The 20,798-nt window shown below is 53.0% G+C and carries 19 protein-coding genes; 8 read left to right on the top strand and 11 right to left on the bottom strand.

The window, feature by feature from the left end; translation table 11 throughout:
* The first annotated feature begins 15 nt into the window (after positions 1 to 15).
* The 3 genes from glnD to H0247_RS08555 all read left to right on the top strand — a co-directional run bounded on the left by glnD (position 16) and on the right by H0247_RS08555 (position 4,131).
* Complete coding sequence (gene glnD / locus H0247_RS08565) at positions 16 to 2,730, top strand: bifunctional uridylyltransferase/uridylyl-removing protein GlnD (RefSeq protein ID WP_180742178.1); 2,715 nt, start codon at positions 16 to 18, stop codon at positions 2,728 to 2,730.
* A 28-nt stretch (positions 2,731 to 2,758) separates the two neighbouring features.
* A complete protein-coding gene (gene dapD / locus H0247_RS08560; protein ID WP_180742177.1) occupies positions 2,759 to 3,586 on the top strand; it encodes a 2,3,4,5-tetrahydropyridine-2,6-dicarboxylate N-succinyltransferase in 828 nt (275 codons plus the stop codon).
* Positions 3,587 to 3,741: 155 nt separating this feature from the next.
* A complete protein-coding gene (locus H0247_RS08555) occupies positions 3,742 to 4,131 on the top strand; it encodes a DUF3461 family protein (protein ID WP_180742176.1) in 390 nt (129 codons plus the stop codon).
* A gap of 71 nt (positions 4,132 to 4,202) precedes the next feature.
* Here the strand turns inward: H0247_RS08555 and H0247_RS08550 are convergent, their stop codons facing one another.
* From H0247_RS08550 to syd, 4 genes are all read right to left on the bottom strand, one after another.
* The gene (locus tag H0247_RS08550) at positions 4,203 to 4,658 is read right to left on the bottom strand and encodes a flavodoxin (protein WP_180742175.1); all 456 of its coding nucleotides are present in this window, start codon (positions 4,656 to 4,658) and stop codon (positions 4,203 to 4,205) included.
* A 97-nt stretch (positions 4,659 to 4,755) separates the two neighbouring features.
* Positions 4,756 to 5,511 carry a tRNA pseudouridine(65) synthase TruC gene (truC, locus tag H0247_RS08545; RefSeq protein WP_180742174.1) on the bottom strand — a complete coding sequence of 252 codons (756 nt, stop codon included), beginning with the start codon at positions 5,509 to 5,511 and terminating at the stop codon, positions 4,756 to 4,758.
* Entirely contained in the window at positions 5,504 to 5,854 is a 351-nt protein-coding gene (locus H0247_RS08540) for a YqcC family protein (protein WP_180742173.1), read from the bottom strand. The genes truC and H0247_RS08540 overlap by 8 nt, the downstream gene beginning before the upstream one ends.
* Before the next feature lie 854 nt (positions 5,855 to 6,708).
* On the bottom strand, positions 6,709 to 7,257 hold the full coding sequence (syd, locus tag H0247_RS08535) for a SecY-interacting protein (RefSeq protein ID WP_180742172.1): 549 nt from the start codon (positions 7,255 to 7,257) through the stop codon (positions 6,709 to 6,711).
* A gap of 70 nt (positions 7,258 to 7,327) precedes the next feature.
* On the opposite strand from syd, the gene queF reads away from it, so the two are divergent.
* From queF to xni, 3 genes are all read left to right on the top strand, one after another.
* A complete protein-coding gene (gene queF / locus H0247_RS08530; protein WP_180742171.1) occupies positions 7,328 to 8,176 on the top strand; it encodes an NADPH-dependent 7-cyano-7-deazaguanine reductase QueF in 849 nt (282 codons plus the stop codon).
* Between the two features lie 317 nt (positions 8,177 to 8,493).
* The gene (gene ppnN, locus H0247_RS08525) at positions 8,494 to 9,858 is read left to right on the top strand and encodes a nucleotide 5'-monophosphate nucleosidase PpnN (protein ID WP_180742170.1); all 1,365 of its coding nucleotides are present in this window, start codon (positions 8,494 to 8,496) and stop codon (positions 9,856 to 9,858) included.
* A 71-nt stretch (positions 9,859 to 9,929) separates the two neighbouring features.
* Positions 9,930 to 10,685, top strand: coding sequence for a flap endonuclease Xni (xni, locus tag H0247_RS08520; RefSeq protein WP_180742169.1), 756 nt, complete (start codon positions 9,930 to 9,932; stop codon positions 10,683 to 10,685).
* A 346-nt stretch (positions 10,686 to 11,031) separates the two neighbouring features.
* Here the strand turns inward: xni and rlmM are convergent, their stop codons facing one another.
* The 4 genes from rlmM to H0247_RS08500 all read right to left on the bottom strand — a co-directional run bounded on the left by rlmM (position 11,032) and on the right by H0247_RS08500 (position 14,301).
* Positions 11,032 to 12,132, bottom strand: coding sequence for a 23S rRNA (cytidine(2498)-2'-O)-methyltransferase RlmM (rlmM, locus tag H0247_RS08515; RefSeq protein ID WP_180742168.1), 1,101 nt, complete (start codon positions 12,130 to 12,132; stop codon positions 11,032 to 11,034).
* A complete protein-coding gene (locus tag H0247_RS08510; RefSeq protein WP_180742167.1) occupies positions 12,125 to 12,520 on the bottom strand; it encodes a DUF423 domain-containing protein in 396 nt (131 codons plus the stop codon). The genes rlmM and H0247_RS08510 overlap by 8 nt, the downstream gene beginning before the upstream one ends.
* A gap of 99 nt (positions 12,521 to 12,619) precedes the next feature.
* Positions 12,620 to 13,543 (bottom strand): transcriptional regulator GcvA, encoded by a 924-nt coding sequence (locus tag H0247_RS08505; RefSeq protein WP_180742166.1) that lies wholly within the window; start codon positions 13,541 to 13,543, stop codon positions 12,620 to 12,622.
* A 536-nt stretch (positions 13,544 to 14,079) separates the two neighbouring features.
* On the bottom strand, positions 14,080 to 14,301 hold the full coding sequence (locus tag H0247_RS08500; RefSeq protein WP_180742165.1) for a YgdI/YgdR family lipoprotein: 222 nt from the start codon (positions 14,299 to 14,301) through the stop codon (positions 14,080 to 14,082).
* 183 nt (positions 14,302 to 14,484) lie between these two features.
* On the opposite strand from H0247_RS08500, the gene csdA reads away from it, so the two are divergent.
* Positions 14,485 to 15,690, top strand: a complete 1,206-nt coding sequence (csdA, locus tag H0247_RS08495; protein ID WP_180742164.1) for a cysteine desulfurase CsdA — start codon at positions 14,485 to 14,487, stop codon at positions 15,688 to 15,690.
* A 3-nt stretch (positions 15,691 to 15,693) separates the two neighbouring features.
* On the top strand, positions 15,694 to 16,167 hold the full coding sequence (gene csdE, locus H0247_RS08490; protein ID WP_180742163.1) for a cysteine desulfurase sulfur acceptor subunit CsdE: 474 nt from the start codon (positions 15,694 to 15,696) through the stop codon (positions 16,165 to 16,167).
* A gap of 52 nt (positions 16,168 to 16,219) precedes the next feature.
* Here csdE and tcdA read toward each other — a convergent pair whose 3' ends face one another.
* From tcdA to mltA, 3 genes are all read right to left on the bottom strand, one after another.
* On the bottom strand, positions 16,220 to 17,032 hold the full coding sequence (gene tcdA, locus H0247_RS08485) for a tRNA cyclic N6-threonylcarbamoyladenosine(37) synthase TcdA (protein ID WP_180742162.1): 813 nt from the start codon (positions 17,030 to 17,032) through the stop codon (positions 16,220 to 16,222).
* A gap of 67 nt (positions 17,033 to 17,099) precedes the next feature.
* Positions 17,100 to 19,358, bottom strand: a complete 2,259-nt coding sequence (locus H0247_RS08480) for a molybdopterin-dependent oxidoreductase (RefSeq protein ID WP_180742161.1) — start codon at positions 19,356 to 19,358, stop codon at positions 17,100 to 17,102.
* 18 nt (positions 19,359 to 19,376) lie between these two features.
* The gene (gene mltA, locus H0247_RS08475) at positions 19,377 to 20,513 is read right to left on the bottom strand and encodes a murein transglycosylase A (protein WP_180742160.1); all 1,137 of its coding nucleotides are present in this window, start codon (positions 20,511 to 20,513) and stop codon (positions 19,377 to 19,379) included.
* Positions 20,514 to 20,798: the final 285 nt, after the last annotated feature.

The raw sequence follows: 20,798 nt of genomic DNA, 5'->3' as shown, positions 1-20,798 counted from the left end.
TTTTTGGGCTGCGCTATGACAGATAACCGCTTTTCGCCAGACAGTACGCCACCCGCTGCGTCCTCACCAGACAGCCCAGCAGACGCCACTGCCCCCGTACAGCTCCCCGCGTCACCGCTGACTTACTCAGATGACATGCTGGATTGTCAGACATTGAAACAGCAATTAGAACTGTTTCAGCTGTGGCTCGGTGCAGAATTCCGCGCCGGCGTCAGCGCAGAAAAGCTGATAGATGCCAGAACCCTGTTTATCGATCGCCTGTTGCAGCGGCTGTGGTACTTCTACGGCTTTGAAACCATCGCCCAAACTTCGCTGGTCGCCGTGGGCGGATACGGCCGCGGTGAACTGCACCCCCTCTCCGACATCGACGTACTGGTCTTAAGCCAGACGGCGCTAAGTGAGGAACATTCCCAGCGTGTCGGCCAATTCATCACCCTGCTGTGGGATCTGAAACTGGAAGTCGGCCATAGCGTCAGAACGTTGGAAGAGTGCCTACAGGAAGGGCGCGCCGATATCTCCGTCGCAACCAATCTGATCGAATCGCGCATGATATGCGGCGACGTCGCCCTGTTTCTCACGCTGCAAAAACACGTATTCAGTGACGAATTTTGGCCGTCATCCACGTTTTTTCCAGCAAAAATCGCCGAACAGCAGGAACGCCATCAACGCTATCACAGCACCAGCTACAATCTGGAACCCGACATCAAGAGCAGTCCGGGCGGGCTGCGCGATATTCACACGTTGCTGTGGGTCGCGAGACGCCACTTCGGCGCCACCTCGCTGAATGAGATGGTGGGGTTCGGCTTCCTGACAGAGGCCGAACGTAAAGAGCTGAACGAGTGCCAAAGCTTTTTGTGGCGCATCCGCTTTGCCCTGCATCTGCTCCTGCCGCGTTACGACAACCGGCTGCTGTTCGACAGACAGCTTAACGTCGCACAGCTGTTGCAATATCGGGGTGAAGGCAACACGCCAGTAGAGCGCATGATGAAGGATTTCTACCGCATGACGCGCCGCGTCAGCGAGTTGAATCAGATGCTGTTGCAGCTCTTTGACGAAGCTATTCTGGCACTGGATGCGAGTGAGAAACCTCGTCCGATTGACGATGAATTCCAGCTACGCGGTAATCTGGTGGACCTGCGCGATGAAAACCTGTTTATCAAAAAGCCGGAAGCCATCATGCGCATGTTTTACCTGATGGTGCGCAACCGCGACATCAACGGCATCTACTCCACCACGTTGCGCCAACTGCGCCATGCACGTCGTCACCTCGCCAGCCCGCTCTGCACCATTCCGGAAGCGCGCCAGCTATTCATGAATATTCTGCGCCACCCACATGCGGTGAGTCGTGCGCTGCTACCAATGCATCGCCACAGCGTGCTGTGGGCGTACATGCCACTGTGGGGAAATATTGTCGGCCAAATGCAATTCGATCTGTTCCATGCTTATACCGTGGATGAACACACGATTCGCGTCCTGCTCAAGTTGGAAAGCTTCGCCGACGAGGAGACGCGGCCACAGCATCCACTGTGCGTAGAACTTCACCCTCGCCTGCCTCAGCCCGAATTATTGCTGCTGGCCGCCCTGTTCCACGATATTGCGAAAGGCCGCGGCGGCGATCACTCTGAACTGGGTGCGCAGGACGTGCTGGAATTTGCCGCGCTGCACGGGCTGAATTCACGCGAAGCTCAACTGGTTTCCTGGCTGGTGCGCTGCCATCTACTGATGTCCGTCACCGCACAGCGTCGCGACATTCAGGATCCCACTGTCATTCAGCAATTTGCTACCGAAGTGCAGAGCGAAACCCGCTTGCGCTATCTGGTCAGCCTGACAGTAGCGGATATCTGCGCCACCAATGAAACGCTGTGGAACAGTTGGAAGCAAAGCCTGTTGCGCGAACTCTATTTTGCGACAGAGAAACAGCTGCGCCGCGGCATGCAAAATACGCCGGATTTACGCGAACGCGTCCGCCATCATCGCTTGCAGGCGCTGGCGCTGCTGCGAATGGATAACATCGATGAAGAAGCGTTGCACAGCATCTGGAGCCGCTGTCGGGCCGATTATTTCCTGCGCCACTCACCAAACCAGTTGGCTTGGCACGCGCGCCACCTGTTGGAGCATGATGTCAACAAACCGCTGGTGCTGATAAGCCATCAGGCCAGCCGTGGCGGTACAGAGATTTTTATCTGGAGCCCAGACAGGCCTTATCTTTTCGCTGCGGTCGCCGGTGAGTTAGATCGACGCAACCTCAGCGTGCACGACGCGCAAATCTTTACCAGCCGCGACGGTATGGCGATGGATACGTTCATCGTGCTGGAACCTGATGGCAGCCCGCTGGCGCAGGATCGGCATGAAATGATACGTCACTCGCTGGAGCAAGCGCTGACACAACGGCATTATCAACACCCGCGCGTACGGCGACCGTCACCTAAGCTGCGCCACTTCAGCGTGCCAACGGGAGTCAACTTCCTGCCGACACATACGGACAGACGTAGCTATATGGAGCTGAGCGCGCTTGACCAACCAGGGCTGTTGGCACGTATCGGTGAGATTTTTGCCGATCTCAACCTGTCGCTGCACGGCGCACGCATTTCCACGATCGGCGAGCGGGTAGAGGATCTTTTCATCCTAGCAGACAGCGACAGACGGGCATTAAAGCCGGATTTACGCCTTAAATTGCAAGAACGGTTGACAGAAGCCCTTAACCCAAACGATAAAGTACCATTGAGTTAATTTTCACAATCAGGAAAGAGAAATCAGGATGCACCAACAACTACAGAACATCATTGAGACGGCTTTCGAGCGCCGCGCTGAAATCACTCCGGCAAACGCAGACACCGTCACGCGTGAAGCCGTCAATCAGGCTATCAGCCTGCTGGATAGCGGCGCCCTGCGCGTTGCAGAGAAAATCGACGGCCAGTGGGTTACCCACCAATGGCTGAAGAAAGCCGTGCTGCTCTCTTTCCGTATTAACGATAATCAGGTAATGGAAGGCGCGGAAACGCGTTATTACGACAAAGTGCCGATGAAGTTTGCCGACTATGATGAAGCCCGCTTCCAGCGTGAAGGGTTCCGTGTCGTGCCACCAGCAAGCGTGCGTCAAGGTGCGTTTATTGCACGTAATACCGTACTGATGCCGTCTTACGTCAACATCGGCGCTTACGTTGATGAAGGCACCATGGTGGATACGTGGGCAACCGTCGGTTCTTGTGCTCAGATCGGTAAAAACGTTCACCTGTCCGGCGGCGTCGGCATCGGCGGTGTTCTGGAGCCGCTGCAGGCTAACCCGACTATCATCGAAGACAACTGCTTCATCGGCGCGCGTTCTGAAGTGGTAGAAGGCGTGATCGTAGAAGAAGGTTCCGTCATCTCCATGGGCGTGTTCATCGGCCAAAGCACCCGTATTTACGATCGTGAAACTGGCGAAGTCCACTATGGCCGCGTACCGGCTGGCTCCGTTGTGGTTTCCGGCAACCTGCCGTCCAAAGATGGCAGCTACAGCCTGTACTGTGCCGTTATTGTGAAGAAAGTGGATGCGAAAACCCGTGGAAAAGTGGGTATCAATGAGTTATTACGCACCATCGACTAAACGAGAAGCGGCGGGTTAATCACCCGCCGTTTTTTTATGTACGAACGATAAGTTATTTATATGTTCCCTAAATACTTCGGTATGGCGGGTATAAACAGTGTAGGTTCTCGCTGGCATGATAATCAGGACTATCTAAAAACCGAGAAGGTGACGCTATGTATGACAATCTAAAAAGCCTGGGCATTACCAATCCCGATGATATCGATCGCTATAGCCTGCGTCAGGAAGCGAACAACGACATCCTGAAGATCTATTTTCGTAAAGATAAGGGCGAGTTTTTCGCCAAAAGCGTGAAATTCAAATATCCACGCCAGCGTAAGACCATCGTGGCCGACAACACTGGACAGGGCTATAAAGAGATCAATGAGATCAGCCCAAATCTGCGCTATGTAATTGATGAATTAGACAAGATCTGCCAGCAGGAACAGGTTGAAGTCGATCTGAAACGCAAAATCCTTGACGATCTGCGTCATCTGGAAAGCGTCGTTTCCAACAAAATTACCGAAATCGAAGCGGATTTAGAGAAGCTGACCAAGAATCGCTAAGGCGATGATCTCCACAGGCCGCAACGAAAACGGGAGCACGACAGGCTCCCGTTTCTCATTTCAGCACAGCATCACTGTGCATCAACCAAATCAGACCATCCTTCAACCCACGGGCATGACATCACTTCCGGTTCTGGATGTTCGACGGCATCAATTTCCAACACGTCGCCCAGACGCTTAGCACCGATGTCCTGCAACAGCGCATCAAAAAGATGGCCGCCCGCGCAGAAATTCGGATAGCTGCTATCGCCCAGCGCAATCACACCATAACGCAGCGCGGGCTGGTAACCACCTTTTTCACGCAGTGCAGCGTAAAGCGGAATAATAGAATCAGGCAGTTGGCCTTGTCCCGTCGTCGACGTGACCACTAAAACCGTCTGCTCGCGGTAGCCCAGCCAGGATTCCAGCGTCGCATCTTCAAAGACCTTAACCTCATGGCCACGATCTCTGAGAATATTTTCGGCTTCTTCGGCCACCAGCAATGCATTCCCGTAGACCGTACCAACAAAAATACCAATCTGCGCCATGCGTCTGACTCCCTTTTGAATTCGATGTGTTTGATATAAAAGCTATACAAAAGTAATACGGCAGATATTACCCGATGAAATGCTCGCTATCCTGACCCTAGTCGGCAGGAAACTCAACCCCTTCAAACTCAGGGAGAATCCCCTGCCAGCCAAACTGAGTCATCACCCCCTGCCACGGCGCATCCCAGCGGGCCTGTAACGTCAATAGCTGCCCGCTCACTGGATGATTCAGTTGCAGCTCGCTGGCATGCAGCATGAGTCTACCGCAGGAAAAATGTGTCTCCATGCCACGATTGTGTCGCAGGTCACCGTGCGCGGTATCGCCGATGATCGGATGACGAAGGTGTGACATATGGCGGCGGAGTTGATGCTTGCGCCCAGTCTGCGGCTTCAGCTCCATCAGACTGTAGCGTGCCGTTGGGTAACGGCCGATGGCAACCGGCATCTCGACCTGCGCCAAGGAACGGTAATGCGTAACAGCAGGCTGCGGTGCCTTATCAGGATTAGTAAACTTGTCGGCGATCTTGTCCAGCTCTTCGGTGAGCGCATAGTCGAGCACGCCGTCATCCAGCACATAGCCCCGCACAACGGCATGATACATTTTTTGCATCTGGTGTGATTCAAACTGCTGGGATAACGAACGTGCCACCTCGCTGGACAATGCGAGCAGCAACACGCCGGATGTCGGCCTGTCGAGACGATGAACGGTATACACGTGCTGGCCGATCTGATCGCGCACGGTCTGCATCACCACGACCTTTTCTTTGCGATCCAGCCAGCTACGGTGGACTAGCCAGCCGCTAGGTTTATTGACAGCGACCAGATGCTCATCCTGATAAATAATCTCAAGCATCGTGTGCTGCGCCATCCTGAGCATCTGAGCGGAATAGCTCATCGAGCAGCCCGATACGCAACAGGATCGCCGCCGTCTCTTCTGGCGTGCCTTCCAACGCTTCTTCAAAATAAGGAAGCAAAGCCAGCTCAGCGGGCAACGCTAATTCGCTGTCCAGTAAAGCATGCATGCGCGGTAAAAAGACCCACTGCAACCACTCTTCGGGTTTCATGGTATCGAGGCTAAAGGGCTCCGTGCTGTTAAACGCCTCATCTTCTGGCGGAACAACTTGCCAGAAAGGACTTTCTCTCAATGCGCGCTCAATATCGAATAATGACTGACGAACCTGATTCTCTCTACTCATGCGGTTTCTCGCCCTTGAAGCCAACAGTAATGGCGGCAAAGCATAGCATTGATATCAGCCTGACCCAATCGCCGCATGTTGACCACAGGCTATCGGCGACAGCCTGAGTTCACCATGCTACAGGCAAAAAAGTGGGGGTACTGATTGCTCAGTACCCCCGGTTCGTTTTATAGCTATCCCGCTACACATTTGCATCCCTGCTCATCCATGAAAACTTTTCCTTTTTGGTCTCCCTGACCCACAATCCTTGCAGGCGTCCTACTTTCTTCCTGACGTTTCCATCCTGTATCTTCCGTGACTCAATCCCTTTAGGCTCCTGCCCCACCGATATTCCTAATCGGCTCTCGGTCTCCTTCCTGGAGGTGTCCCTGATTTCATCCTGAAACCGTGTTCCTTCCTGAAACGAGTGTTTCGTCCTAAAACAATGTTTATTCCTAAAACAATGTTTATTCCTAAAACAATGTTTATTCCTAAAATAATGTTTCTTCTTAAAACAATCTTTATCCCTAAAAAAGTGTTTCATCCTGAGACGTTGTCTCTTCCTGAAACAACGTTTCGTCCTGAAAACATTCGGAGCGCAGCAACACTATTTTGTTACCAATAGTCACCATTACACACACTGTAACCGGTTACTAACTTAAGTAATAAGATGTATTAATTGTCAGCTTTCAGCAAGGGGTAAGTGACAATGTTTCTCAATACCCCTTCAGCGATACGGTAATTTTTTATTGTAATTTGCTAATTAATAATGGAAAAATAAAAATGAAACCTATTTTCAACATTAAAGATAAGATATTTCTTACAGCAAATGTAAGAGATCTCTTACAAAGCCGAAAGTGAAATTCGATTAACCATTAGACCGCTAACGGGTTCAGGTTAGAAAGAAACGCTGTCAGCGTCGGCGCTAAAATTTGACGATTTTTCGTGCCGAACTCTTCCAGGATGATTTCACCAGAAATATTACACAACGACACCATTGTCATCTCTGAATCGGTCGTTGCTAAAAACAGCGTTGGCGTCAGCTTAAGGCGTTTCTGCGTTAATAAATGGCCAATCAGATTCTCCTGCATACGGGTGAAATCTTCCTCACTCCATACCTGCAACAGGTGACAGGAGAGCGAATCAAACTGCGCCGTCATATCTCCGGCATACTGCGCAGTGTAAAAAGCATGAATATCAGGATGCAGGCTGATGTCCAGCGCACGTTCTACGCCGTCCAATGCGGCTGAAGGAGCAAAAGGTTGGGGCGACCAGTAAACCGTACCCTCATGATTTTCGATAATGCACGGGGAAGGTATGCCGTAAAGGGCTTCACTGGCGGGAAAATGCCCCTTCTGCTGCTGCCAGTAATCAACATAGCGCTGGGTAAACGCCGACAGTGCCGAAACAACCTCATGCTCCATAATTTTTCTCATCACTCTTTTAGTCAGGTTACACTATTCGCTATCACGTTTATCACATCAAGGTAACAGCATGTCCGTTTATGACAAACATCAGGCCCTGAGCGGGCTGACTCTGGGCAAACCCACCCCCTATCACGACCGCTATGATGCCGCACTTCTGCAACCGGTACCACGTAGCCTGAACCGCGATCCACTGGGTATTCATCCTGATAGTCTGCCTTTTCATGGTGCAGATATCTGGACGCTCTACGAGCTTTCCTGGCTGAACACCCGCGGCGTGCCTCAGGTGGCCGTCGGTGAAATGCATCTCAATGCGGAAAGCCTGAATCTGATTGAATCAAAAAGTTTCAAGCTGTACCTGAACAGCTTTAATCAGACGACATTCGACAGTTGGGAAAGCGTACGTGCTACGTTAGCCAAGGATCTGGCGCACTGCGCTCAGGGGGACGTCAGCATCACGCTTTTCAAACTCTGCGAGCTTGAAGGCCAGCCGATAGCAGGATTCACAGGCGAGTGCATCGACGATCAAGACATTCAGATCGACAGCTACGATTTCAACGCCGACTATCTGGCGACAAACGAACAGGACGCGCCTGTCGTTGAGGAAACGCTGGTCAGCCACCTGCTGAAATCCAACTGTTTGATTACCCATCAGCCCGACTGGGGCTCGGTACAGATCCACTATCGCGGTACACGCATTAACCGTGAAGCGCTGCTGCGCTACATTGTCTCCTTTCGTCATCATAACGAATTTCATGAACAGTGTGTGGAACGAATTTTTAACGACATTATGCGCTACTACCAGCCGGAAAAACTCAGCGTTTATGCCCGCTATACCCGACGCGGCGGGCTGGACATCAACCCGTGGCGCAGTAACACCCCGTTTAACGCGCCAAATGGACGTCTGCCACGCCAGTAACCGACCGATAAATCACAGCTCCGCACGATAAGATGCGTAGCGTCACGCAAGTTAGGCAGCAGACTGCTGCCAACATTGGAAAAAATGATGGCAGCGCGTTAAGGTGGTGTGCCAGACAACAAAAGATCCATAACGTCTGAACGGTGCTCAAGTAGGTTTCATTTAGGCTCGCGGTATTTTACGTATGACGTTCCGCCTCGTGCCTTAAATGGATGACATTCGTGCCATGTTGCTGAAGCGTCGAGCGTGTAATAACGGAACGTGCTCTCGGCAGCCAGCATGGCATCGCGAATTATATTGCGTTTCAAGGAGCAAAATTGATTACACATATCAGCCCATTGGGATCGATGGATTTGTTATCGCAGTTGGAAGTGGACATGCTGAAAAGCACAGCCAGCAGCGATCTCTACCGTTTGTTTCGCAACTGTTCTCTCGCCGTACTGAATTCCGGTAGCCAGACCGATAACAGCAAAGAGCTGCTGTCTCGCTATGAAGATTTTGATATCAACGTGCTGCGCCGTGAGCGCGGTGTCAAACTGGAATTGGTGAACCCGCCGGAAGATGCTTTCGTTGACGGCAACATTATTCGCGCCTTGCAAGCTAACCTGTTCGCCGTATTGCGCGACATTCTTTTCGTCAACGGCCAAATCGCCAGCGCGGGGCGCTATCAGAACCTGAATCTGGAAAATTCGGCTCATATCACCAATCTGGTGTTTTCTATCCTGCGTAATGCCAAGGCGCTCCACGTCGGGGAAGAGCCGAACATGGTAGTTTGCTGGGGCGGCCATTCGATTAATGAAATCGAATACCAGTATGCCCGCAAGGTGGGCAGCCAGCTCGGCCTGCGTGAACTGAATATCTGTACGGGCTGCGGCCCAGGTGCCATGGAAGCACCAATGAAAGGTGCCGCCGTCGGCCACGCACAGCAGCGCTATAAAGAAGGGCGATTCATCGGTATGACCGAACCGTCCATCATTGCGGCCGAACCGCCGAATCCGCTGGTCAATGAACTGATCATCATGCCGGACATCGAAAAGCGTCTGGAAGCGTTTGTCCGTATCGGACACGGCATCATCATTTTCCCCGGCGGGGTCGGAACGGCGGAAGAGTTCCTCTATCTGCTAGGCATCATGATGAACCCAGAAAACAGCGAGCAGGTGTTGCCAATTATCCTGACTGGGCCGGAAGAAAGCGCCGACTATTTCCGCGTACTGGACGAATTCATCGTTGGCACGCTGGGCCGTCAGGCGCGTCGTTACTACTCGATCATCATTAATGATGCCGCAGAAGTCGCTCGTCAGATGAAAAAAGCCATGCCGTTGGTGAAAGAGAGCCGTCGCCATACTGGCGATGCGTACAGCTTTAACTGGTCACTACGCATTGCGCCCGATCTGCAACTGCCTTTCGAGCCGACACATGAAAATATGGCCGATCTCAACCTGCACCCTAATCAGCCCGCTGAAGAGCTGGCTGCCGCGCTGCGCCGGGCGTTCTCCGGCATTGTGGCTGGTAATGTGAAGGAAGTCGGCATTCAAGCGATTGAGCAACGTGGGCCGTACAAAATTCACGGCGACCCGCAGATGATGAAAAGCATGGATACGCTGCTACAAGGCTTTGTCGCACAGCAGCGCATGAAGCTGCCCGGCAGTGCCTATATCCCCTGCTACGAAATCTGCTCCTAACGGTTTACCGCTCAGTCGTACCTCTGTGGGGAAGCACAGCTTCCCCCTCTTATCACATCAGGAATTACGCGATGCCCGTCCATTTGCTGATTGTCGACGCGCTCAATCTGATACGTCGCATTCATGCGGTACAAGGTTCGCCTTGTATCACGGCATGCCAACATGCGCTGCATCAACTCATACAACACAGTCAGCCTACGCATGCTGTCGCCGTCTTTGATGATGAAGATCGCGATACCAGCTGGCGTCACCAGCTCCTGCCGGACTACAAAGCAGGACGCACGCCAATGCCGGAGAATCTGAAGCAGGAACTCCCGCAGATTAAAGCAGCATTTGCCGCAGCAGGCGTAGCAAGCTGGCATAGTCTCGGCAATGAGGCCGACGATCTGGCGGCGACGCTAGCCACCAAGCTTTCATCAGCGGGTCATCAGGCAACGATTGTGTCGACCGATAAAGGATACTGCCAGCTATTAGCGCCACACATTCAGATCAGGGACTACTTCCAGAAGCGCTGGTTGGATCTGCCGTTTGTTGAACAGGAGTTTGGTGTGTCGCCGCAGCAGCTTACGGACTATTGGGGGCTTGCGGGCATTAGCAGCAGCAAAATACCGGGCGTCGCAGGTATCGGCCCTAAAAGCGCCGCACAACTGTTGCAGCAGGCAGGGAGTCTGGAAGCGCTCTATCAACAATTAGATAGCGTGCCAGAAAAGTGGCGTAAGAAGCTGGAACAGCATAAAGAAATGGCGCTAGTCAGCCGTCAGATTGCCACACTGCGTACCGATTTAACGCTCAATGGCAATCTGCAACAGTTGAGGCTACCATATTAAGAGACGGACGATGTGCCCCTATTGATACCTGCCTCTTAGTCACATTTTTTATGCAGACTAGGAGAGGGTCTCGTGCGCAATAATACCGTCATTTTTCATGCTACCCCAGTAGCATGCGCCCGACATGGGGCGGCTCACACGCCGCTCGCCCCATGACCTCAGGCTTCTGGCTAAATTATGCCGCTATGCGGTACCTTCGTCGGTATCTGGCTTAACGGACCGCTTGCGACATGCTCCCAGCCTGGCGCAAGCTTTCGCCGCATCCGTGCGGCTCATCCTAAGCCGACTATCTCCTCAGCATAATTTTTTACGCCGGATAACAGCAAAATCCACAATATCTCTTATTTTACCGCTCGTCGCGACGGCCAGGCACTGCGCTCCAGAAACGACGAACGTGTACGGTGATTTCCTCGCGGTCATGGTACAAATGCCTGGCATGCACTTCAGCATTAATCCCATTTTCGCTCAGGCGTTCACGCAGCACGGCCAGATTCTGCGACACCTCTTCATAGCGTTTCTTCATCGGCAATTTCAGGTTGAAAATGGCCTCGCGACACCAACCCTTGATCAGCCAATCACTCATCAGGCTGGTAACTTTCGCGGGCTTCTCTACCATATCGCACACCAGCCAGTACACATTATTACGCGGCGGTTCAAAGCGGAAGCCGTCCGCCTGATGGTGCATCACCTGCCCAGTCTCCATCAGGCTCGGTGCCATTGGGCCGTTGTCTACCGCATAAACCATCATGCTGCGTTTCACCAGTTGGTAAGTCCAACCGCCGGGACACGCGCCTAGATCCACCGCATACATTCCGCTGCCCAAGCGTTCATCCCATTCATCCGCAGGAATAAAGACGTGGAACGCTTCTTCCAGTTTTAACGTCGAACGGCTTGGCGCATCAGAAGGGAATTTAAGCCGTGGGATACCCATGTAAAACGGTGAATTGTTGTTGCTATAGGAATAGCCGACATAGCAGCAGCCTGGCGCAATGAACAGCACATGTAGTACCGGCCGATCCGCTTTTTCATAGCCCAACAGAATTTTATGTTCGCGCAATGCCGCACGCAGCGGCACGGTGAATTTGCGGCAGAATTTCATCAGTTCTTTGCTTTCGTTGGTGTCAGGAACTTCAACGCGCAGCTCTCCCGCCCGTTCAATAGCCCCCGACAACATACCGACAATTGGCGTGATACGATCTTCTGGCGGCAAATCGCGCAGTAGTTCACCACTTACGAACATCTGACGGGCAAAAATCAGCTCATGAAACGGCAGTGTTTTCACCAAACGCTCAGCATCTTCATGCTGATAGCACTCAAACACCACGTAACCGCTGTTTTCTTTTACCCGCGCAAAGCCGAACGCATTATGCTGCGTAGCTTTTTCCGTTATTTCCGCCGCACACTCTTTCTCAAACCCAGGACGGCAATACAAAACGACTTTATTCATGGCGTTCAGCCTTTCTCTTCAGACGCAGTGCGCCAATCAATAATAATATCCATCCCACCAGAAAACAGGTTCCGCCAATCGGCGTCACATAAACCCACAGTTTCAGGTGAGAAAGCGCCAGACAGTACAAACTTCCACTGAAGAGTACCGTTCCCAACGCCAGAAAAACGCTGCTCCAGTAAAACCACAGATTGGTTCGCTGTTGCATCGCAACCGCCAGCGCCAGAATCGCTAGCGTATGAAATGCCTGATATTCAAGGCCGGTTTTCAACCAGCCCAGTTCTGTTGCACCCAGCGTCTTGCTAAGAACATGGGAACCAAACGCGCCCAGCGCGACAAAAGTGAAGCCGCTGATAGCAGCAAACACCAGCATGAAACGACTATTCATCGTAGTTACCTATAATCGTTGTTATCTATCATCGTAGCTATCTGCATAAATTATCTACGTGAGTTATTCGGTCACTCAACCTTCGACAGCCACACGGCCTCAGCGCGTGCCGTTGTCATAGCGAAAACGAAATTTTTCTTGCTCGCTGGCTGCCCGCGCCAGAATCCAATGACGAAAGGCGGCTATTTTACCCAGTTCTGCCTGACTGTCATGACATACCAGATAAAAAGCGTTCCGGCTGACCAGCACATCGTTAAACGGGCATACCAAACGCCCGGCTTCGATTTCCGTCTGTGCCATCACATTATTTGCCAGCGCGACGCCCTGCCCGTGAATCGCCGCCTGCAACACCATCGCGCTGTGGCTGAAAATCGGCCCTTGCTGTACGTTAATCTGCACACCAAGCTGGCGCGTATAGGACAGCCAGTCACGACGCGACGCATCGTGCAACAGTGTGTGTGCGACCAAATCATCCGGCGTTTTTAACGGGTGATTCCCCGTCAGCAACGCTGGCGAACAAACTGGCAAAAGATACTCAGCGTACAGTTTTTCTACCCGCAACCCCGGCCAGTTTCCGCGACCGTAGAAAATCGCGACATCCACGTCATCCGCCAGCCGATCTTCATCGCGATCCACCGCCTGAATACGCACATCAATTCCCGGATAGTCGGAGTTAAAACTCGACAGACGCGGCACCAGCCAATGAATGGCAAAGCTGGGCAACAGGCTGACCGTTAACGCGCCTTTGGCACTGCGGGATTGCAGCTTACGGGTCGCGTCATTCAAAGAGGAGAAGATCTCTTTGATATCAAGATAGTAACTTTGTCCCTCTTCCGTCAGTAGCAGGGAGCGATTACGACGGCGGAATAATTTAAGCCCCAGAAAATCTTCCAGTGACTTAATCTGGTGACTGACGGCAGCCTGCGTAACAAACAGTTCTTCTGCCGCTTTGGTAAAGCTTAAATGGCGAGCCGCCGCATCAAAAACGCGCAATGCGTTGAGCGGTGGGAGACGTTTTGACATGAATGAAATCTTTTGGTTTACGCTAAATCAGCGATTTATCAGGTACATTCGTACCCATTAAATCTTAAGATGCAGAAAGGCAACAAAGGGCAAGATCGCCTGCCAATTAGCTGGCTAAGCGATTAATGCCAGTGGCAATAGCCGGATTCTCTGCAACGAAAAGATGACGGGTACATCTATTAGTTTTTATAATCCGAGACATTATAATTTGTCCGTTGAGGATGTACCAGCAAATACCTATATTAGCGCAACTTCCTGGGCCGGAACGAAAAGTGCGGAGGGGTGACCTGAGGTGCTTTTGGCTTGTGGTTGTGATGTTGTGTTTGCTATTTGTTTGTCTGCCCTTTGCAGATGTGGTAGCGAGTCTACCCTATTCACTTCCTGTACATTTACCCTGTCTGTCCAAAGTGATTTTTTGTGTAGCACCGCAAATTGCGGTGCTTTTTTTTGCCTGCGTTTCACACCTGAATGCCATGTCACACCTATCTGAGTCTGACAAGGCTTAACGGGCAACGTGCAGTGGTAAGCAAGCAGCACTACTTCTCTTTTGCCATTTCTTTCACATTATCACGGTTAATTTGCTGCTGCTGACCGTAGGCATCGGTATAGCTGATCATCCCCGTCTCATCATCAACCTTCGGTTTCCCCTCTGCAACGATGGTGCGCCCGTCATTGGTATGCATGACGTAATTACTGGAACAGGCTGCCAGAGAAAACGCCATCACGATAGCGGCAAAAATAGAAATTTTATTCTTCATAGTTAACCCTCAATGAATTTAAATATTTTCTAATTAACCATATTCATCAGGAAATCCTGAAAATTAACACTTTAAAGCGTAGCAATAGTTGCTTTTTTTTCCATAAAATCGCATTAGGCATAGTCCTAAACTTGTCTCTCTCAACAAAATGGGACAGGATCTGCCCTCCAAAAGAGGATGCTCATGACACCGTTTAACCCCGCCACCTTTCGCCAACCGTTCCCCGCCCTCCAGCATTCAACGGTCTATCTTGATAGCGCCGCGACCGCGCTGAAACTACAGCCCGTTATTGATGCGGTACAAGCATTCTATTGCAGCGAGAGTGGCACGGTGCATCGCAGCCAGCATCGCGGTGCGCAGGCGTTGACCCAGCGCTTTGAAGGCGCTCGAGAGCAAGTCGCTACCTTACTCCACGCGGACGATCCGCGTTCCATTGTCTGGACCAGAGGCACAACGGAAGCGATCAATCTGGTCGCGCAGAGCTATGCTCGCCCTCGCCTTCAACCGGGTGATGAGATTGTTGTAAGTGAGGCGGAGCATCACGCTAACCTCATTCCATGGCTAATGGTGGCACAGCAAACCGGCGCAAAAGTGGTGAAGTTACCGATAGGCACAGACTTCTTACCGGATGTTGAGCAGCTCGCCACGTTAATCACCCCCAAAACTCGTCTGCTGGCGCTGGGGCAAATGTCAAACGTGACAGGCGGTCAGCCCGATCTGGCGCGCGCCATTGCGCTGGCTCACCGCTATGGCGCGGTAGTGATGGTTGACGGCGCGCAGGGCATAGTTCACTGCCCGCCAGATGTACAAGCGCTGGATATTGATTTCTATGCGTTTTCTGGGCACAAACTGTATGCCCCAACGGGGATCGGCGTGTTGTACGGCAAAACCGCCTTGCTGGAAAGCATGATGCCGTGGCAAGGCGGTGGAAAAATGATGACGCAGGTGTCCTTTGATGGCTTTAAACCGCAGGCGATTCCACAGCGGTTTGAAGCGGGAACGCCACACATTGCCGGCGTGCTTGGCCTGTCTGCGGCGTTAGACTGGCTCAGCGAGCAGGAGTGGCACGCGGCGGAACAGCACAGCCAGCATTTAGCGCAGCTTGCCGAAACCCATCTGGCGCAGTTCCCCGGCTTTCGCAGCTTCCGTAGCCCGCAGTCCAGCGTACTGTCCTTTGATATTGCCGATGTGCATCACAGCGATCTGGTGACGCTGTTAGCAGAAAGTGGCATCGCACTGCGTGCTGGGCATCACTGTGCGCAGCCGCTGATGGACGTACTCGGCGTCAGCGGCACGCTTCGCGCCTCATTTGCTCCGTACAATAACCAACAGGATGTTGCCGCGCTGATCGCCGCGGTAGGCAACGCCCTTGAATTACTGATTGACTAAACCATGAACGAGACAACTGACGCTATGTATCCTTTTGAGCACAGGCACCCTTTCGGCCACGCCATCACCGCCACCGAACTGCTGGCGCGCTTCGATACCTGTCGCGCATGGGAAGATCGCTATCGGCAGCTCATTTTGTTGGCAAAAGCGCTGCCAGCACTGCCTGAGGGGCTGAAAACAGACGAGATTTCATTATCCGGCTGTGAAAATCGCGTCTGGCTGGGTTATCAACGTCAGGAAGATGGCAGCTTGCATTTTTACGGTGACAGCGACGGACGCATCGTACGGGGATTACTGGCGGTGTTGCTAACCGCCGTTGAGGGAAAAACGCCAGATACGCTATTGCAGCACGATCCGCTGGCGCTCTTTGACATGCTGGGGTTACGCGCTCAGCTCAGCGCTTCACGTTCAAGCGGGCTGGCTGCGTTGACCGCCAGAATCCGAGACATTGCGGAACACGAAGCAACGGGAAAATAGCAAGATTCGCGCGACTTCTGCACCACAGGCTTTATTTTGTCACAAACACCTGTTACGTCGCAGATGCTCTTTCCCTTTTCGCCATCATCTTCTTCAACGCATGGGATACTGCAACAAACCCGAAGGTTGCGGTGACCATCGTCGCGGCGCCAAAGCCTGACGCACAATCCATACGCATTACGCCATCTGCCGTACTGCGCGAGGCACAAACGGAACCGTCAGGCTGCGGATAAACCAGCGGCTCGCTGGAAAACACGCAGTCGATCCCCAGCTTTCCTTTGCTGTTCTTCACCACGTTAAAATCATGCTTTAACCGCTCGCGCAGCTTGGCCGCCAGCGGATCCTGAATCGTTTTCGCCAGATCGACCACTTCAATCCGAGTCGGATCGATCTGCCCACCTGCACCGCCGGTTGTCACCACTGGAATCTTATAGCGGCGACAGTAAGAGAGCAGCGCCGCCTTCGGGCGTACGCTGTCGATGGCATCAATCACATAGCTGAAGTTTTTATCGAGCAGCTCGGCCACGTTTTCCGCGCTAATGAAATCATCCACGCAGGTGACGCGACATTCCGGGTTGATCGCCAGAATACGTTCCGCCATCACTTCCGTCTTCGACTGCCCAGTGTGCTGACGCAGCGCATGGATCTGGCGGTTGGTATTACTGACGCACACATCATCCATATCGATAAGCGTAATCGCGCCGATGCCGGTACGCGCCAGCGCCTCAGCCGCCCAGGAACCGACGCCACCAATGCCAATCACGCAAACGTGAGCCTGGGAAAACAACGCCAGCGCCTGTTGACCATATAACCGCGCGGTGCCGCCGAAACGTTGCAAATAGGCTTCGGATAATTGCGTACTCATTCAACCAACCTTACGAAAACAAAATCACAGAAGAATAACACAGCGAAAAAAGCGGCTCAGGATAGCGCTAAATCCGCACGACATCTACCAGACAGCTCATGGCATTCGGCCCCTGTGTGAGCGGCGACGTGCCGATATCCAGCGTCAGTACATTCGCATTGCCAGACTGTTCAACCGGATGCCACGTTTTCTGACCAAATCCAGGCTCAAACCAGGCACCGGTGGACATAATCACCACGCCCGGCGTGACGCCGTCAGTAATCTGTACGCCAGCCAGAATACGACCACGCGCATTTCTAACTTCCACCTGCGAACGGTCGGCGATATCCCGCGCAGCAGCATCCTGCGGGTGCATGTAAAGCGTCTCTTTTCCTGCGGTTTTATTCGCGGCAACCTGCGGCGTCGCGGCCAGTTGGCTGTGCAAACGGTCGGACGGCTGAATGGAGATAAAGTGCAGCGGCCATTCTTCCGTGCTTTTGGCTCCCAGCCATTCAACGGGAGGCTGCCACTCTGGGTGCGGTGCAAAATCGGCATAGCCATAGCTGGCAATCGCGGAGCTAAACAGTTCAATTTTACCACTGGGCGTGCTGAGTGCATGCTGCTGCGGATCGCGGCGGAAATCCTCAAAGAACACAAATGGCTTTTCATCCATCGGGATTTCGACATATCCCTGCTGCCAGAAATCCTCGAATGACGGCCAGTTATCAGCAACGCCTCGCTGTCTTGAACGGCACTCGTCATAAAGGTGTTCTAACCACTGCCACTCACTGCGATTTTGCGTGAACGTGTCGCCATAACCCAAGCGTTCCGCCAACTCGTTGAAGATATCCACGTCATTACGCGCCTGATGCTGCGGCGTAATCGCCTGATGCATGGCAAAAATAAAGCGATCGCGGGACGACCCACCGATATCATTACGCTCCAACGTGGTCGTCACGGGCAGTACGATATCCGCCATCTGCGCGGCTGGCGTCCAGACGATATCCTGCACAATCACCGTATCCGGTTTGCGCCAGCCGTCCACCAGACGGTTCAACTGCTGGTGATGATGGAACGGATTACCGCCCGCCCAGTGAATCAGATGAATATCGGGATAAGTATGGGTTTCGCCCTGAAAGGTATAAGGCGTACCGGGATGCAAGAGCATATCGGCAATGCGCGCCACGGGGATCGCTCGCCCCGCATTCGGGCTGGAAGGCGAAGCTGGCGCAGGCGTTGAAATACGCTCGTTGCCCACGCTATTCATCGAACCATGACCGAAGGAGAATCCGCCGCCGGGCAACCCCACTTGCCCCAACATCGAAGACAGCGCAATCATCATCCAGTATGGCTGCTCACCGCGATGCGCGCGCTGCACAGAGTAAGAACAGGTAATAAAGCTGCGCACACCGATCAACTGCTGCGCCAGACGCCGAATACGTTCAGCGGGAATGCCCGTGATGTCGCTGGCCCATTCGGGCGTTTTCACCACGCCATCGCCGCGACCATGCAAGTAGTCACTCAGTTGCTCGTAACCAACACAGTAGCGTTGCAGGAAATCCTTATCGTCAGCGCCCAAACGCTGAATCTCATAGCCCAGCGCCAGCATCAGAGCGACATCAGTATTCGGACGGATTGGAATCCACTCGGCATTCACAAATTCAGGGCAGTCATCGCGCATCGGGCTGATGTTAATGACCGGAATCCCTTTCGCCACCAGCGTTTCCAGCGCGGGCTTCAAGGTGTGGTGCCCAGCACCGCCGGAGGCCACCTGCGCGTTTTTCAGCGCCAGACCACCAAACGCGAGGAAAATATCACAGTGCTCGGCGACGCTGCGCCATTCCGTCACCTTGCCCGTCAGAGGATGGAAGGTGCCAATCACGTACGGCAGGAAGAACTGCGCTGCGCCCCAGCTGTAATTCCCCTGCTGATCGACCGCGCCACCGCCGGAGAAATAGAAACGTCGTACCTGAGAACGCGCATGGTGATAGCGCCCGGCAGATGACCAGCCGTAGGAACCGGCAAACAGGCCATCCGCACCGTAGCGATCGCGAATACGGCGATTCTCCTGCGCAACCAGATCGAGCGCCACATCCCAATCCACTTCAACAAAGTCTTCTCGGCCACGCAGCGTTCTGTCGCTATTCTCACGTTTCTGGAGCCAGGAACGCCGCACCGAAGGCCGACGGATACGTCGGTCGGAATACACCAGCGGCACGATGGAATCGAGCATAGGGGAAGGAGCGGGATCGCCCGCAAAGGGCTCACATCGGATCAGCCTGCCATCTTCCACCACAGCGGTAAACGCGCCCCAATGCGCAAGATGCGGATAACGTTTAATCGCCATGACAACCTCAGAGAAGAATCAGTTTTGTTGATAATTAACCAGCAGTGAAGAACCTGAACCGTTCGCTGGGCTGCTTTGCGCACTCTTCAATACCCAGACCCGCCCATAGTGGTTATAGAAGCCAGCCGAATGCCCTGCATCTGGCCCAATGCCCTGATACATATCGAAGTGCTGGCCTTTAATCGCCCCGCCGACATCCAGTGCAATCATCAGGCGCATTTCATACTTGCCAGTAAATTTACCCACATTATCCAACAGCGGCACTTCCATTAACAAAGCGGTGCCCGCCGGAATCAGTGAACGGTCAGAGGCAACAGAGGCTTTCGCCACCAGCGGCACGGCACTTGCCCCTTTCACAGGCGCGGACATCATGGGTTTAAAGAACACAAAAGAAGGATTCTGCTCAAACAATTCCCGGACTTCATACTCGGAATGCTGCTCCGCCCACTTGCGAATGGCCTGCATAGACATCTCTTCACGCGGGACTTCACCCCGATCGATCAGCACTTTACCAATACTGCGGTAGGCATGGCCGTTTTTACCGGCATAGCCGAAGAACGTCAGCGGGCGTCCATCGCCAAAATCAATATAGGCGCTGCCCTGCACTTCCATCATGAAGTTATCGACCAGCGAGTTAGTCCAGGCGAGAACCAGCCTGTCATCCAGTGCACCAGCATAAATGCCAGCACGATCCGGTAGCCGACTGTTCTTTCTGCCCTTTGATGGCATGGCATATAAAGGATGGCGGAATTCACCCTGACGAGTATGGCGCGCCTGTAGCACTGGCGTGTAGTAACCGGTGAACTGCACGTTGCCGAAGTTATCGACGCCTTCCATCTGCCAGGCGTTCAGGCCAAACTTGCTCAGTTCACGAGTATCAGCCCCAGACATCATCCAGTTTTCAATCGCCTGAAAGGTTGTATTATTGCGCGTATAGAGACTCGGTGACGCCGAGCGGATTTCAGAAACCTGAGTCATGAAATCCCGTGCATTGACGGGTTTACCCTTGGCATTCGGCTCATTCACCAATTCCAGAGGCTGGTTGAGGTGGCCATCTTTATATTGCTGCCCGCGATCGGTTGGCCGAGATTGACACCCTGCCAGAATGGCAATGACCACTGCGGTCAGCACATATTTTCCCCACCGTCCCTTCATCTTTGCGCTCGCTTTTTACATCAAAAAATTTACCGTCGAACGATAACAAACGGCTATCGAGAAAGGAATGGGACAGCACATAAATCCACGGATCGCGCGTATCCCGTTCGGCACGCGCACAGTAAAAGGTGGGGTTTCCTCCCACCGCCACATTGCGGTCACAAAATAGCCTACAAGGCGGTAAATCAATCACCTGACAGCCAAATACCGCGTTTTTTAGAGAAATAGGTTGCATCAATGCTTATGGAGAGTATAGTGCGCATCCACGGACGCGGGGTGGAGCAG

The organism is Pectobacterium sp. CFBP8739 (assembly GCF_013449375.1).
In the GTDB taxonomy this organism is placed as follows: domain Bacteria; phylum Pseudomonadota; class Gammaproteobacteria; order Enterobacterales; family Enterobacteriaceae; genus Pectobacterium.
The sequence above is the reverse complement of the archived record's forward strand: the minus strand, read 5'-3'. Positions and strand labels throughout refer to the sequence as shown.

Coding starts and splice junctions, on each gene's coding strand:
- glnD (WP_180742178.1), top strand. CDS start 16: ATGACAGATAACCGCTTTTCGCCAGACAGTACGCCACCCGCTGCGTCC.
- dapD (WP_180742177.1), top strand. CDS start 2,759: ATGCACCAACAACTACAGAACATCATTGAGACGGCTTTCGAGCGCCGC.
- H0247_RS08555 (WP_180742176.1), top strand. CDS start 3,742: ATGTATGACAATCTAAAAAGCCTGGGCATTACCAATCCCGATGATATC.
- H0247_RS08550 (WP_180742175.1), bottom strand. CDS start 4,658: ATGGCGCAGATTGGTATTTTTGTTGGTACGGTCTACGGGAATGCATTG.
- truC (WP_180742174.1), bottom strand. CDS start 5,511: ATGCTTGAGATTATTTATCAGGATGAGCATCTGGTCGCTGTCAATAAA.
- H0247_RS08540 (WP_180742173.1), bottom strand. CDS start 5,854: ATGAGTAGAGAGAATCAGGTTCGTCAGTCATTATTCGATATTGAGCGC.
- syd (WP_180742172.1), bottom strand. CDS start 7,257: ATGGAGCATGAGGTTGTTTCGGCACTGTCGGCGTTTACCCAGCGCTAT.
- queF (WP_180742171.1), top strand. CDS start 7,328: ATGTCCGTTTATGACAAACATCAGGCCCTGAGCGGGCTGACTCTGGGC.
- xni (WP_180742169.1), top strand. CDS start 9,930: ATGCCCGTCCATTTGCTGATTGTCGACGCGCTCAATCTGATACGTCGC.
- rlmM (WP_180742168.1), bottom strand. CDS start 12,132: ATGAATAAAGTCGTTTTGTATTGCCGTCCTGGGTTTGAGAAAGAGTGT.
- H0247_RS08510 (WP_180742167.1), bottom strand. CDS start 12,520: ATGAATAGTCGTTTCATGCTGGTGTTTGCTGCTATCAGCGGCTTCACT.
- H0247_RS08505 (WP_180742166.1), bottom strand. CDS start 13,543: ATGTCAAAACGTCTCCCACCGCTCAACGCATTGCGCGTTTTTGATGCG.
- H0247_RS08500 (WP_180742165.1), bottom strand. CDS start 14,301: ATGAAGAATAAAATTTCTATTTTTGCCGCTATCGTGATGGCGTTTTCT.
- csdA (WP_180742164.1), top strand. CDS start 14,485: ATGACACCGTTTAACCCCGCCACCTTTCGCCAACCGTTCCCCGCCCTC.
- csdE (WP_180742163.1), top strand. CDS start 15,694: ATGAACGAGACAACTGACGCTATGTATCCTTTTGAGCACAGGCACCCT.
- tcdA (WP_180742162.1), bottom strand. CDS start 17,032: ATGAGTACGCAATTATCCGAAGCCTATTTGCAACGTTTCGGCGGCACC.
- H0247_RS08480 (WP_180742161.1), bottom strand. CDS start 19,358: ATGGCGATTAAACGTTATCCGCATCTTGCGCATTGGGGCGCGTTTACC.
- mltA (WP_180742160.1), bottom strand. CDS start 20,513: ATGAAGGGACGGTGGGGAAAATATGTGCTGACCGCAGTGGTCATTGCC.